Annotated in this window: 14 protein-coding genes; 2 read left to right on the forward strand and 12 right to left on the reverse strand. The window is 49.5% G+C overall.

What is annotated here, in order from left to right; genetic code table 11:
• The first annotated feature begins 25 nt into the window (after positions 1 to 25).
• The gene (locus tag G451_RS29870) at positions 26 to 1,153 is read left to right on the forward strand and encodes a sigma-54 interaction domain-containing protein (protein ID WP_245587833.1); all 1,128 of its coding nucleotides are present in this window, start codon (positions 26 to 28) and stop codon (positions 1,151 to 1,153) included.
• 55 nt (positions 1,154 to 1,208) lie between these two features.
• On the opposite strand, the gene G451_RS0116200 is transcribed toward G451_RS29870, so the two are convergent.
• From G451_RS0116200 to G451_RS0116225, 6 genes are read right to left on the reverse strand one after another with little or no spacing between them, the layout of a single operon-like run.
• Positions 1,209 to 2,336, reverse strand: a complete 1,128-nt coding sequence (locus G451_RS0116200; RefSeq protein WP_027185080.1) for an NAD(P)/FAD-dependent oxidoreductase — start codon at positions 2,334 to 2,336, stop codon at positions 1,209 to 1,211.
• Entirely contained in the window at positions 2,333 to 2,665 is a 333-nt protein-coding gene (locus tag G451_RS0116205; protein ID WP_027185081.1) for a (2Fe-2S)-binding protein, read from the reverse strand. Before G451_RS0116205 ends, G451_RS0116200 begins: the two co-directional genes overlap by 4 nt.
• Positions 2,666 to 2,669: 4 nt before the next feature.
• Entirely contained in the window at positions 2,670 to 4,250 is a 1,581-nt protein-coding gene (locus G451_RS0116210) for an FAD-dependent oxidoreductase (protein WP_027185082.1), read from the reverse strand.
• On the reverse strand, positions 4,247 to 4,570 hold the full coding sequence (locus G451_RS0116215) for a (2Fe-2S)-binding protein (protein WP_027185083.1): 324 nt from the start codon (positions 4,568 to 4,570) through the stop codon (positions 4,247 to 4,249). The genes G451_RS0116210 and G451_RS0116215 overlap by 4 nt, the downstream gene beginning before the upstream one ends.
• A gap of 24 nt (positions 4,571 to 4,594) precedes the next feature.
• A complete protein-coding gene (locus G451_RS0116220; protein WP_027185084.1) occupies positions 4,595 to 5,731 on the reverse strand; it encodes an ornithine cyclodeaminase family protein in 1,137 nt (378 codons plus the stop codon).
• Between the two features lie 30 nt (positions 5,732 to 5,761).
• The gene (locus G451_RS0116225; protein WP_027185085.1) at positions 5,762 to 6,157 is read right to left on the reverse strand and encodes a Rid family hydrolase; all 396 of its coding nucleotides are present in this window, start codon (positions 6,155 to 6,157) and stop codon (positions 5,762 to 5,764) included.
• Positions 6,158 to 6,582: 425 nt separating this feature from the next.
• Between G451_RS0116225 and G451_RS0116235 the strand changes: the two genes are divergently transcribed.
• Positions 6,583 to 7,374, forward strand: a complete 792-nt coding sequence (locus tag G451_RS0116235) for a helix-turn-helix domain-containing protein (RefSeq protein WP_027185086.1) — start codon at positions 6,583 to 6,585, stop codon at positions 7,372 to 7,374.
• 166 nt (positions 7,375 to 7,540) lie between these two features.
• Here the strand turns inward: G451_RS0116235 and G451_RS0116240 are convergent, their stop codons facing one another.
• From G451_RS0116240 to G451_RS0116265, 6 genes are all read right to left on the reverse strand, one after another.
• Positions 7,541 to 7,933 carry a YybH family protein gene (locus G451_RS0116240; RefSeq protein WP_027185087.1) on the reverse strand — a complete coding sequence of 131 codons (393 nt, stop codon included), beginning with the start codon at positions 7,931 to 7,933 and terminating at the stop codon, positions 7,541 to 7,543.
• 384 nt (positions 7,934 to 8,317) lie between these two features.
• Positions 8,318 to 9,355 carry a radical SAM protein gene (locus G451_RS29875; protein WP_051261580.1) on the reverse strand — a complete coding sequence of 346 codons (1,038 nt, stop codon included), beginning with the start codon at positions 9,353 to 9,355 and terminating at the stop codon, positions 8,318 to 8,320.
• Positions 9,356 to 9,408: 53 nt separating this feature from the next.
• Entirely contained in the window at positions 9,409 to 10,239 is an 831-nt protein-coding gene (locus tag G451_RS29880) for a HesA/MoeB/ThiF family protein (protein ID WP_051261581.1), read from the reverse strand.
• Complete coding sequence (locus G451_RS0116255) at positions 10,236 to 10,874, reverse strand: hypothetical protein (RefSeq protein WP_027185088.1); 639 nt, start codon at positions 10,872 to 10,874, stop codon at positions 10,236 to 10,238. The genes G451_RS29880 and G451_RS0116255 overlap by 4 nt, the downstream gene beginning before the upstream one ends.
• Positions 10,875 to 10,903: 29 nt before the next feature.
• Positions 10,904 to 12,109, reverse strand: a complete 1,206-nt coding sequence (locus G451_RS0116260) for an MFS transporter (protein ID WP_027185089.1) — start codon at positions 12,107 to 12,109, stop codon at positions 10,904 to 10,906.
• 206 nt (positions 12,110 to 12,315) lie between these two features.
• A complete protein-coding gene (locus G451_RS0116265) occupies positions 12,316 to 13,263 on the reverse strand; it encodes a helix-turn-helix transcriptional regulator (protein WP_027185090.1) in 948 nt (315 codons plus the stop codon).
• Between the last annotated feature and the right edge of the window lie 118 nt (positions 13,264 to 13,381).

A 13,381-nucleotide genomic window follows, 5' to 3' on the forward strand; every position in this document is an offset into this window, starting at 1 on the left:
TCAGGTGGAGGAGATCGGCCGCTCCATGACCGTTGACGGCAAGCATTATGTGTTGAGTTTGATTTATATTCCCGATCCTCAGGGAAAGCAGGATCAGGAGCTCGCGCACTATCTGGATCATCTGGAAAAAGAATTTTCACGACTGAGTTCCGAGAATATTTTGCTTCGACGTGAACTCGCCAACAAACATAAGCACGGTCCCATGATCGGTCGAAGTCAGGCGTTCATGGAGACCATGTCCGTAGTCGAGCGTGTGGCCACAACGGATGCCACGGTGCTGATTCTCGGCGAGACCGGAACGGGCAAAGAACTGTTGGCTCGGCGCATTCATGACATAAGCAAGCGCCATGACCACCCGCTGATCAAGGTCAACTGTGCGGCCCTGCCTCATGCTCTTATGGAGTCAGAATTGTTCGGTCATGCCCGTGGTGCGTTCACTAGCGCCGTAGAAACGCAAGTCGGACGATTTGAGAGCGCTCAACATGGAACGATTTTTCTGGATGAAATTGGTGAACTTCCTTTGGAATTGCAGGCCAAATTGCTCCGCGTACTGCAGGAAAAGGAAATGAACCGAATTGGTGATAACCGGACGATCAAAGTTGATGTGCGCATCATCGCTGCCACCAACCGTGATCTGCAACAGGAAGTACTCAAGGCGACGTTTCGTAGTGATCTCTATTACCGGCTCAATGTTTTGCCGATCACCAGCCCCCCCCTACGGGATCGGAGCGGAGATATCCCGCTTCTCGTGCAGCATTTTCTCGACCGGGCCAATCGTAAGTTTGGCAAGCAAGTGGAAATCATCCCCAAGGCGACGATGAACAAATTGTGCGCGTACTCGTGGCCGGGAAATATTCGAGAACTGGAAAATCTGATTGAACGGGCCGTTATCCTGTCCACGGATCGGATTTTGGAATTGGGTGACACGCAGTCCATTTCCTCCAGCCCGACCGAAGGCGTGGAACGACTTATGACGTTGCAGGAAATCGAAAAGGATTATGTCGTCAAGATTCTGAAAAAAACGGGCTGGCGGGTGAGCGGAGAGCGGGGTGCCGCGAAAATCTTGGGACTCAATCCCAAAACCCTGGAGTCCCGAATGAAAAAAATGGGGATTTGCAGGCCAGATTTATCGGGGGAAAAGTCTTTGGAGTGAACAAGAAGCGATCTTTTGCTACCGGAAGACCGCTTCTTGTTTTCTGGAAATCGTTTTAGATTTTGGCTTTGAATCGATCGTATCGGAATGCCGCGATATCAAGAAGCGGTTCCTCTTTGGCCGCTATTTGCGCCAGAAGCGTGCCGACGGCTGGTGCAATACCGAATCCGTGTCCGGAAAATCCACAGGCCAGAATCAGTCCCGGCACCTCGTCCACTGTACTCAGAACCGGTACGTGATCCGCACAGACATCAACCCACCCGGCCCAGGTTCGTACAATTTTGGCATCGGAAAGGCATGGGAAATACCCCATAATGCCGCGGCAGCAGCATGACGCGGTCAGACTACTGGTCACGGGAGTGCCATTGTCTTTATTCACGCTTTCCAGTCCGGATATTCCACCGAAGACGAAGGAGCCGTGTGTACTTTGGTGTCCGTAGAAGTCTGCAGCGGCAGTCCCAAGCATTTGATAGAACATCGGGGGCTGGGCTTCGGTGACGAGCACTTCCAGAAGTGCTCTCGTCATGGGAACATCGATACCAACGCTTGCGGCGATGGGACGGCTTTCAAAACCGGCGGCCAGAATAATGGTGTCTGCCTCGTAGGTGGCATTTTGTGTGACGACCTGTCTGGCTCGTCCACGAATTTTACGAATGGTGGTCACGTCCTCCCCGGTGATGAAACGCACGCCGAGACGTCGCGCCTGTCGGTAATACGCCAACGTGGCGAGCATGGGGTTGGCGTGTCCGTCCGTGGGGCACCAGCTTGCACCAATGACCTCGTCGGAGAGATAAGGACATATCTCTCGTGCTTCGTCGCCGTCGATCATGCGCACATCAAGTCCCGTGGCCTGGGCTGTCTCGGCCAAGCTGTTCAGAATGTTCATGTGCGCGTCGGTTTTCCCGAGACGCAGATTTCCAGCTTGGTAGTATTCAACATCCATGTCCAGTTCGTCGGAGAGCGTCGGCCACAGGTTTTGCACGGCATGCATGGCGAGTGGTAGTTCACGCTTATCGCGGCCGGATTGGCGTACACCACCGCCGTTGCGGCTGGAACCGCCGTTTCCGATGTGCGGACTTTTTTCTAGGACGATAACCGATAACCCCTTTTGAGCGAGATAGTAGGCCGTGGAGTTGCCGGTGATGCCGCTGCCGATGATGATGACATCCGCGTGGTTGTTCATTTGTCATCTCCGATAATTTCGTTGGCCATGATGTGCATTTCCACGGGACGCATAGGGGCGCGGGACACGCCTGGTTCAAGATCCTGAGGGGAAATGTTGAGTTCACGGGCAACGATACCTTTGATGAGCTTGCCGCAGGTTTGTCCCTGGCACAGCCCCATGCCCGTACGCAAGTAGCGCCGGATTTCCGTCAGGGTAAACATGCCGTCATGGACGGCCTTGCGGATTTCGCCCTTGGTCACTTCTTCGCAACGGCAAATGATCAGGTCATCATCGGGCAAAGATGTCAAAGGGCCAATGTCAAGAGATCTGTCGTTGAGATTGTTCATGATTTTACTCCTGGGAACGAAAAAAACGGGCCGTCATAGCCATGTCGGCCGGGACGCGCATGGTCACGAGGTGAGTATGGTCAAAGGCTTTGATGCTTTTGACGTCTACGATTTCCGCATCACACACTGGGCTGCCGCTTCGATCCAACCCCTTGCCGTGCGTACCGGGAGCGGGCAATGGAAGAAATTCATACGGGACGGTCACTGTCGCGGAGCCGTCTTCCATTGATTCATCGACGAGAAAAATAGCCTGTCCGGAACATGAGGCTACACACATACCGCATCCTGTGCACGGGTGGTTTTCATCGATAGCGGGAAGCGCCGTGATTTTTTCGCCAATGGTGATGCAGTGTTTTTTACACGCGTCTTGGCATGGGTTGCAGGGGATATTTTGCGTACATTCGATGACGGGACGCACCCCACTGTGCCGGGGGGGAGTGGCTCCTGGGAATCTCTTCAATTCATCTTCCAGCAGATAGCCCTTGGTCAACAGGGAATTCGAAACGGGGATGCCTTCACTCGTCGCCTGAATGGCCTTGCCGCGATTTTCCGGAGCGAACATACCTTCACGCAGGCAGCCAAGTGCTTTTTCGAAATCCTCGATACTGTGTTCGAGCGCTTCTTCATCGATGAAACCGAGGTATGCCGCAGCAGCAACACCGGCAATGCGTCCTTCGATCATGGCTGAACTGGCTTCCTCAATACCGGAAACGTCGCCAGCAGCAAAAATACCAGGCACACTCGTTGAACCATTGGCGTCGACTTCCGGAACGTAGCCCAGTGGTGTGTCTTTCATGTCGCAACCGGCCATCTTCAGAAGTTGGCACATGGGCGATAACCCCACGGCCAGGCAAATGGTGTCCACGTCAAAATACTTTTCCGTTCCGGGGATTGGTTTCCAGTCCGACCCAATTTGAGCGACAGTCACGCCGGTCACGCAATCCGTGCCATGCGCTTTGACGATGGTGTGCGATTGGAGAAAGGGAACACCACAACGGGCGACTTTGGCCGCGTGAACGCCGTAGCCACCAATGCGCGGCGCCGCATCCACGACAGCCACGAGTTCACACCCGGCTTGAAGGAGCTGGAAGCTAACCACTAACCCGACGTTCCCCGAGCCGAGCATGAGCATGCGGTTGCCGGGTTTGATGTTGTGCAGGTTCATCATGGTTTGCGCTGCGCCAGCACCGATGACACCAGGGAGCGTCCAGCCTTCGAAGGGGATCATGTTCTCAGACGCACCGGTTGCCACGATAATGGCGTCACCTTTGTAATGCTCTATATGGTCGTTGATTTGGACGGTGACTTCACGGTCCAGATATAGGCCTGTAACGATGGCCCCGAGTACGACTCGGACACCGGCTTCTTTGGCTTCCCGCAAAAGATCTTCACCAATCTTGAAACCGCGGACTTTGGCCTTGTGTTCTTTGGAACCGAAGAACTTGTGAATCTGTTTAAAAAGCTGACCGCCGGGTTTGGCATTTTCGTCGAACACCACGACGTCCAGCCCTCTTCGTGCGGCTTCGATTGCCGCGGAGAGACCAGCTGGCCCCGCACCGACGATGATCACGTCATGTCTGATCATACCTCGTTCTCCTTCTCCATAGCCGTGACGCCGTTCTGTGTCTGGACGTTCATGCCTGCCACCAACGGGGTGACGCAGGTGCGTATATTCGGCTTGCCGTCAACGATCATGACGCAGTCCGAACAGCGGCCTATGGCGCAGAACATGCCACGTGGTTCATGGCGTCGTGAGGTGTAACGATGCACGCGGAGTCCTGCCGCGAAGAGTGCCGAGGCGATAGGCTCACCTTCGATGCCGATGATTTCTTTCCCGTCGCAGGTGAACGTAACCTGTTTACCTTTCGGTGTTTCACCGAGAATGGGATGCTGTTCAATGCGCATAGTATTGCTCCTGCTTGGCGAAAATCAGACCAGGGATGGCTTGTCCCAAAGATTGAGTTTGGTGCCGATGCCTTTGGCCAAGGCGTTGCGGTACACAATAGTACCCCAGGCGACGTCTTCGACGGGCAGGCCACCGACGGAATAGATAACGATTTCGTTGTCATTTTTTCGAGCTGGGAGCTTGCCGGTAAGGACATCGCCAAGATCTTCAAGTTGTTCGCGTTGCATACGGCCGTCGGCCATGAGATCCATGCAATGCACGGCCGGAATGGGGATGGTATGATAGGCCGGGTAGGGCATTTCTTCAGCCCAGGCTTCGTATAACCCCACGTAGTCGGCCACATTGCGAGCCCGATTGAGGATGAAATCGTCGTCAAATCGTGCTGCGGCCGGACAGCAGATAGTCGCGCCGGGTTTGATCCAGTCTTCCTTGATGTAGGGATATTCGTTGATGTCACCGGTGGGCGAGGACGTGGCCACGCAGACGATGTCGGCATCGCGTACAGCATTTTTGATGTCCTCTACGACTTCGATATCGCGGACGGCGGGATATTTATCTTTCACATAGGTGATGAAGTTTTGGATGGATTTTTGACTTCTGCCTTTGATTTTGATGCGCTTGATGCCGGGACGTACTGCCATAAATGCGTCGAGAGCTGTTTTGCTCATAACACCAGGACCGACGATACCGACGACTTCGCTGTCTTTCTTGGCAAAGTAGCGTGCTCCCACACCGGGCACTGCGCCGGTGCGGTATGCGCTCAAAATGTTGGCGGACATGTACGCCAGAGGTGCGCCAGTGTCTTTATCGTTGAGCGTCAGCATCAAGATTGAGCGTGGCAGATCTTTTTGTTTATTGGCGGTGTTGGATCCGTACCATTTCATACCGACCATATCGAATTCGCCCCCGAGGTAGGCGGGCATAGCCATGAAACGGCGGTCCGGACCGTTGACCGGCATATTGGGAAAAGGAGATTCGTCGGGAAAGACCATCATAACGCCGTGAGAATTACTGTTTGGGCCGCCCATACGAAAATCGCCGATTTTGAGGAGGCGAAACATTTCTTCCATGGCATCTACGCAGGCACCCATGTTGGTCACGCCTGCTTTGATCATGTCTTCCTCGCTCAAATACAGAAAATCGATGATTGGGTATGTCATTGTCGAGGCTCCTTAAAGTTCAGAGAGAATTTAGATGAGTTCACAGCCGATGACCGCTTCGAGTTCGATTTCTACGAACTGGGTCGGACGATTCAGCTTCGGTGTCTCCACCATGGTGAACAGCGGGCGAACTGCCTTGAAAAATTCGCTGTAAGCTGCTGCCACGTCCTTGGCATAGGCCATGTCCGTGACATAGGCTTTGACCTTGATAACGTCTGAGGTTGTGGCGCCTGCCTGGCTCAGAAGATCGACAAATTTGGTGAAAATATATGTGGCTTGTGCCTGGGGAGTGTCTCCGGCCACGGTGCCGTCGGGCTGTACGGCGGTAGTGCCGCCGATGCAAACCCGGTTGCCGACTTTCACCATGCGGGAGTATCCAGCGATTTCTTCCAGCGGAGCTCCCGACGAGTAGTTGATGCGTTGCATGATGCTGCCTTGCCTCCTTGCATACTGTGATGAACTGTCGCCTTAAAGATCACCGAAAAACAAAGTGCGAATATTGTAAAAATCGGAACTGTTTGTTGGATGCTATGGAAAGAGAGGTTGAGAGACGAGATTTTTGTGGGTGAAATGTTTTTTATTTTAGATATGTTATTGGAAATTGAAAGACGGATAGGTGCATTGGGAGAAACTTTGCAAAATTGTAGGAAATGAAGTAACTTTTTTGAAGAGCGCGGCTCAAGAATTCATTATGCGCTGTTTTTTTTGTTATCAAGACACGTGGCTCATCGCGTGTCGATATTTTCTCATCATTATTTTGAGTGGTTACGAAAAAATATGAAAGCAAGAAAAAAGTGGTCTCGTGTGGCACTGCTATTGCAAATCATCTGCCAATATTGAGGAGGCAGATTATGATGTCTGAGCGGTCGTACGTCCCTGAACAGCCCTTCTTCGAGCTGTCCACTGAAAACTATATCTCCCGGTTTGGTGCGTCCTCCGGAGTGATGGCGCAATATTATAGTTTCCTTGTTGCTCCAGACGTAGAGCTGGCGATTGTCGCGGTTCCGGATGGAGCCGTGGACATTCTTTTCCATTGCTCCGGCAACCGGCCTGAAGCGCAAGTCTGCGGGTCGGTGAAAAAAGGGACGTTGGTCGAATTTGAGCGAGGCTGCCTGTACTTCGGCGTACGCTTTTTTCCCGGAACAGCGGAAGCATTGCTACAGTGTCCACTCAATCAGTTTACGGAAAAGCAGATTCACCTTGGCGATGTCCAGGGAAGTGCCAGCGAGTTGGAAGAGAAGATCAGTGCGGCTTCCTCATTCGCAGAGCGTATCGCCTTGTTCGAACAATTTCATGCTGGCTGTGCACGGCAGAACACGGGCGTTTCGTCTCTCGTGTCCTTTTTGCTTGATACAATTAATAGCTCTATAGGCGAAATCCGCATTAGCGATCTGGCAACGAAGACCGGCTATTCAACCCGCCACATCAGCGGTCTATTCACCCGCGCTATTGGTATTTCTCCCAAACTCTATGCCCGCATCGTTCGCTTTCAACGCTGTTTCGGTCGCTTGCGGGAATATCAGAAATCATCGTTTGCCAACCTGGCTCAAGACAGCGGCTATTACGACCAAGCCCACCTCATCAACGAATTTCGCGAATTCTCTCTCTGTACACCGACGCAGGTTCTGGGGGCTTGTGTGTAGAGAGGGATGCTTCGGTACCTATGAAGAAGGGGACGCGATGCCTACAGGTCATAAAGACAACGTTGGACGATCGCTATTCAATTTTTCTTTGAATGTATTCTGCTGGGGATGCGTTTTAATTTGTCTTGAGAAAAGCCGCTGAGTAGTCCAAGCCAACGGAGGACGTCTAGGATTCATCCTGCTTTACAATTTCATTGCCGTATGAATTGTCTATAGCGCATTGCCAGATTCCGTCGGAACTTTTGCAGAAGACATACGCGGCCTTTCGCTCCGTTACGGGCAAATTCGGTGCTGAAATGACTGTGTTGGCATGGACCAAAGCGATATTTCCTGATTCAAGAATTTCCATTCCTTTTTGTTTTACGTTGAGTCCATTCTTAAAATAGACGGCAATAGCTTCAAAAGCCTTGCGAATTGCGTCCTTCCCCTGAGCAGTACGTCCTGGTTCAACAACCAGTACCGCATCATCGGTGTAAATATCCATCAACGTGTCGAAATCTTCAGCGATAATGGCCTTGTCTGCTTTTTCAATTTGCAGTTCTACGGGATGCTTTTTCATATTTGTCTCCCAACTCTTCATGAAGTGCTGAGTAATGCGTAATGCTTTACCCCCAAAATACAAGTGTTGAACAATCAGAGACAATGTTTTTTCATTTTCAATGAAGTCCTTTGCGGGAATGCTTCCTCTTATGAGGCGACAGCAGGAAATATTGAAATATATCCTTCCTGCTGTGTGAGAAGTTTCATCTCTGGCTGATTTTAACCTCATTGTTGTATCTGTCAAATGGCGGCGCTATCGGCTTATGGGAAACGGATCTCAAGGTTGTTGCACCTCAGTACGTTGTACTGAGGTGCAACAAAGATGAGCGTGATGAATCTCAGCCGAGTCTGAATTCATAAAGAGGGATGGGATTTCACCGCGTTGGAGCCGTGGGGGTGGTGCTTACGATAAGATAGCCCGTGTAATGTACTGCGTTCCTGCGCAATGGCTACGATTAAAGGACGGAATGTGCTTTATCCAGTCCGCATCATTGTACTCAAGGCTATAATTGTTTCCATTCTCAATGATTTTGCCAATTTTAAATTTGGGATCTGACAGCAAGAAGCAAGGATAAATGTCGTCTTCGGGGGTTATGTATATAAAATGTCCCCGTTCATTTTTTCCGGCGAGACAGAACCTGCTCTGTTTTGCAGCTCGTTTGGAGACATTGTCTCCATGGGGATTAGGTCCAAAATTCGCCTGAAAATCAAACTCTATGCGCTCGTATTTAGGGTTCTCACTGAGCAGTTTCCACGTATCCCAAAATTTGTTGATGTATTGCATATCAAGCAATTCATTCTTCTTACTTTTAGATCTCCCCAAGTAGATCAAATTCATAAATTGAATTTCATCCACTTCCATGTCGGCGAGCTCGTCGCATACCTCCACGATATGAGGTAAGGTCTCGGTGGTTACGACATAGTTTACAATCGTTCGAAAGCCATGCTCTTTTGAAAGTTGAATGGCTCTGAGCGATTTTTCTCGGTCTCGTCCGGTCATTTCTTCGTGAATACCTTTGGGGAACAATGTGTGTCGAATGTCAGAGATTTCATATTCACGAAGAAGAGGAAAAAACTCTTGGTGTCTGCTGAGAAGAATCAAACCATTGGTCGTGATTTCATTCCACTGGCACTTTTTCATCAGTTCCAGGAAATTCCAGAATTCAGGCAGCCATTCATTGATAAGTGGTTGAACATGATATCCATCATCGAGCAATAAAGACGTCACTTTGTCTGCTTTTTCATAAGACCATGACGCATTGTTTGCTTCGGGATCTCCATCTTGATAACAATATTTGCATCGCGAGTTGCATTTTCGTGACATCCATACCATTGCGTACTTATAAAAGATTTCTCCAGATTCATTCTCATCGCCAAGGACTTCATGTACCGTGTTGCGGAAATTTTTTCTAGATCCGAGATTCTCAATGTTCTTTTGCATGACTGTATCTCCATGAAGAGCAGGACGGAATCCTATGTATCCGTTCTACAAAGTTAGGCATTGTGTGGGCTGCATTGAGCAACCCTGGTACACTGCATGTCGGCATCAGCAAAAATATGTTCAATGAGAGGCTTCTCTGGGCGAGATGGTTCCAGTATGTCGGCGTGGTTGATTCCTCTGTACATGATGAATGAGTCTGCTGTTGACTTGTCAGAATTCCACATCAACAGTTTGATTCCTTCAGTGACTGCGATAGATCCTGCTATGGATATAACCGGAGCAAGATATGCATAATTTGCATCGGTCGCATCTATTTTATCCGTATCTGTGTCGTCGATGTATGCTTTTCTCATCATGCATTCAAAGCATACCTGGCTGTTATTCGGATCATACGTATACACAAAAGCCTTGAATCCGAGTGAGCCCATGTGTACAGCAGGGATCTTATTCCTTATGCAAAATTCATTGATGAGGTAGTGCATGTTCCATTTGTCGATGGAAACATATATGAGGATGTTTTTGTACCTGCTGTATACATCCTCAAGAATTTCTGTGCTTACCTTTTCCGGGATGACCTCGATATCAATGCCAGGATTGGCTTTTTCAAGATAGGCTTTGGCCGAGTCAACTTTCTTCATCCCAACTGTTTGGTCGGTATGCACGAATTGTCTGCCCAAGTTGGAATACTCTACGATATCATGATCGCACAGTATTATGCGTCCCACATTGGACAGAGCAAATTGATGCGCCCCGGCGGAACCTCCTCCTCCCAGTCCTAAAATGAGTACCGTAGCGTCAAAGAGCTTTTGCATGCCTTCGTCTCCAATATGGGGGACGAGAGCTTGCTTGTGGAACCGTTCCAAATCAACAGTGTCCCTTTTCATGCAGACATCTCCTTTGAGAATGACGATTCTTGGATAGATAAAAATGAAGGTTCAAGGAGGTACTTCATTCCCTTCTGTTCAACGTATGATGATACATTCGCCATACAGTCGGCTAATGGAGCACCCCAAATGATGACTGGTCCAATTTCTCCTTTTATGCATTCACCGATGCGTTGGTATCCAAGTTTTGGAAGAAACGAAATTGATATAGAGTTATCTATTCTGCAGTCGACAGCGATATATTGAACGCGGTATGCATAGAATAGTTTGTACATGAAAATGTGCATGAGGATATTGGCGAATGACCTTCTGTGGACCCGAAGCACAGCCGCCCGCGACCAGAAAGCGATTTTACCGTGTTGAGCGTAATATGGTGAGAGATCGAAGTATTTATCAATGTCGAGATCTCCATATCGTTCGCTAATATTGGTGGTTATAGTTCCAATGGGAAAATATTTGTTATAACAAAGTATGTATTGTTCATTCGGCATTCTGTTTAACTGTAAACAACTTTCCGTGTAACTTTGTTCCGCTCCAAACACCTCTTTTCGAACACAATAGATTTTGTTAAATTCTTCTTCACTTTCAGCTAGCTTGACCTGAATATCCTTTTGAAGGCTATTTAACATTGTCATTGTTTCGTCTCCATCGAGGTTTGCAAATATTATTCGAGGGATTCGACGCGTTCATGAATAGCTGTGCTGGAAAGAGACAGAGCACACATTCCAGCAAGAAGACAGAACGCTAATGTAGAGTACCATATATTTTCCCACTGATCTTGTTGTGTAATATGGCCGGCAACTGTCACTCCTGCAGCAGTGCCTACATACATGAACGAATTGCTCCATGAAATTGATCTGGCCTTTAAGTCAGCAGCAATGAGCGTAAGGAGTGTTTGTTGTGTGGCAATGAAAGCGCCACTGCTAAAGAACCAGACAAGAAGGCAAAATAACGTGAGACTTATGAAGTGTGTATGCGTTAAGCCAATGATGGAAGTACACAGCAACGTGATCCAGACGATTTGCAAGAGTCCTTCTTTTAGATCCTTGCTGCGCCAAAAATCGACAATTCTGCCCGCAATCAAACCGCCGGCGAGACTTCCCACACCAACCAATCCAGTGACTAAGCCGAGATTCGTTGTTGAGAGATCATAACGAGCTTTCAACAACGCGCCGAGATAGGTGAATGACCCAAAATTGGCTCCTGCCCAGAAGAAGCATGTGAGGAGAGCCAGCCATATTTCCTTATTTTGAAAGACATAAAAGCTTGATATGATAGGGTTTCCAGTTTGTTTTGTTTTTCGAACAGGGTAAAGATAGACCTGTCGAATGAGCACTGGGGCGAGAACCAACGTCATAATACCGATCACACGAAAGGCCCATTTCCAACCTATTGAGCCTGAAATATAGCTGCCGATGGGAACCCCGAGGAATTGACCGAGTGCAAACGATGCCATGACCCACCCCATAACCTTGCCTCGAATGGAGGGATGGGTGGTATCACCAATAAAGGCCCACATGGACGGTCCCGCCATCGCTGCTCCAATAGCGGTGAGGAGCCTGGCCAAGAGGAGGCCGGCCAACGTAGAAGCATAGGATGCGGCAATATTGCCCAAAATGAAGAGTACCGAACCAACGCTGATCAGCCGCTGTCGGCCAATGAGATCGGAGAATGTCCCGAGGAAGGGAGCAAACATCGCATAGAATATCATATACAATGATACGGTTTGTGCCGCCGCCGCTATCGGGACATTCAAATCCGACGCTATGGTGGGGAGTATGGGTGAAATGAGGAAATTCTCTGTTCCTATAAGGAACATGAGTGTGAAGATCGTTGATAAGGTTGCAGCATTAACGCGTTGAAGTTCCATATTTGCGTGACCTCAATACTGTAGAAATGCTTTGTCTATTTAAGATGGGAAGTGCTCCAGCCATCGAGAGACAGACCGGCGCACGCACTGAAAGAGCTTTGCGAACTGAGAACACAGTTCTCAGTCCACAACGTCATCAAGTGGTTGAAATAGGGCATTGCCCATTCTGTGCTTTATGATCTGTCCGAGTATCCTCGGCATCGACCTCAATGACTTTCGGTGGGTGCCGTGTGAGCCATGAAATGCCCTGGATCGGACGCTTCGAATTGTAAAAACGCGACAGAAGAGAGTGGCGTGGCGGAACTGGGGAGATCGCCGAAGAGTTGCTTGAAATCCTTAATGAAGTGTGACTGGTCGGTGTATCCGCTATCGTAGGCGATGTCGGTGAGACGTCCATACGACCCCATTCGCAATTTTTCGACAGCTTTTTGGAGCCGGATCATGCGGATAAAGGCTTTGGGCGGAATTCCCACTTCGTCTTTGAAAAGCCGTTCTAATGTTCGGCAGCTCATCCCACTGTCGGAAGCAAGTTCATCCACCCGAATTTGACCTTGGAAAGACAAGACGTGTTCCGCTAGTCGCTGGAATCTATTGCGCGGAACAGTCGATTCCAGCCCGACCTTGCGGAAGATATTTTCAATAAACTGTTGTTTGGAATCAAAGTTGGCCAAAACGTAGAGATGTTCGCACAAAAAGCACGTTTCGATGCCGAGCAATTCGGAGAGGTAAATGCCGTTGTTGACGAGCTCCGCCGAGCGAATGCAGGTTGCGAGCTGCGGAACCCGCCCAGGGTGGAATCTGATACAGAAATACTCGTGTGAGTTGCGAATGGGTAAGAAAACTTTTCGGGTAAACGGACCGAGGAAAAGGAGTCGGCAAAATGTTTCGCCGAGTATAAAGATCAGATCAAAACTGCCATCCGGGATAATTTCAAAAGCACGCTGATCTGTTCCTTCGTGTCGTGGAACATACCAGTATTTATCGATGAGATGACTGAATTCGCCACTCGCCCGACGTTCTATAATCTCTTTTGCCCGCGTTCTCACGTGCAATGAACCGGGCTCCGTGGTTCTCATGACACATTGTTCGATACAGGTTTGACACGTTGTACAGAGGCAAAACAGGGAATCGGTCTTGTCGAGTTTGACCATCATTGAGCATTCTCGCGTTCAGAGTTTGTTGCTCTCCTGGAAAGTGAGTCCCCTGACTGGGAAGCTGGGAATCCACCGCCATCTTGGAAATGATCTTTACGTCAGAGAGCGTTCAGAGCGA

Source organism: Desulfovibrio inopinatus DSM 10711 (assembly GCF_000429305.1).
Classification (GTDB): domain Bacteria; phylum Desulfobacterota; class Desulfovibrionia; order Desulfovibrionales; family Desulfovibrionaceae; genus Alteridesulfovibrio; species Alteridesulfovibrio inopinatus.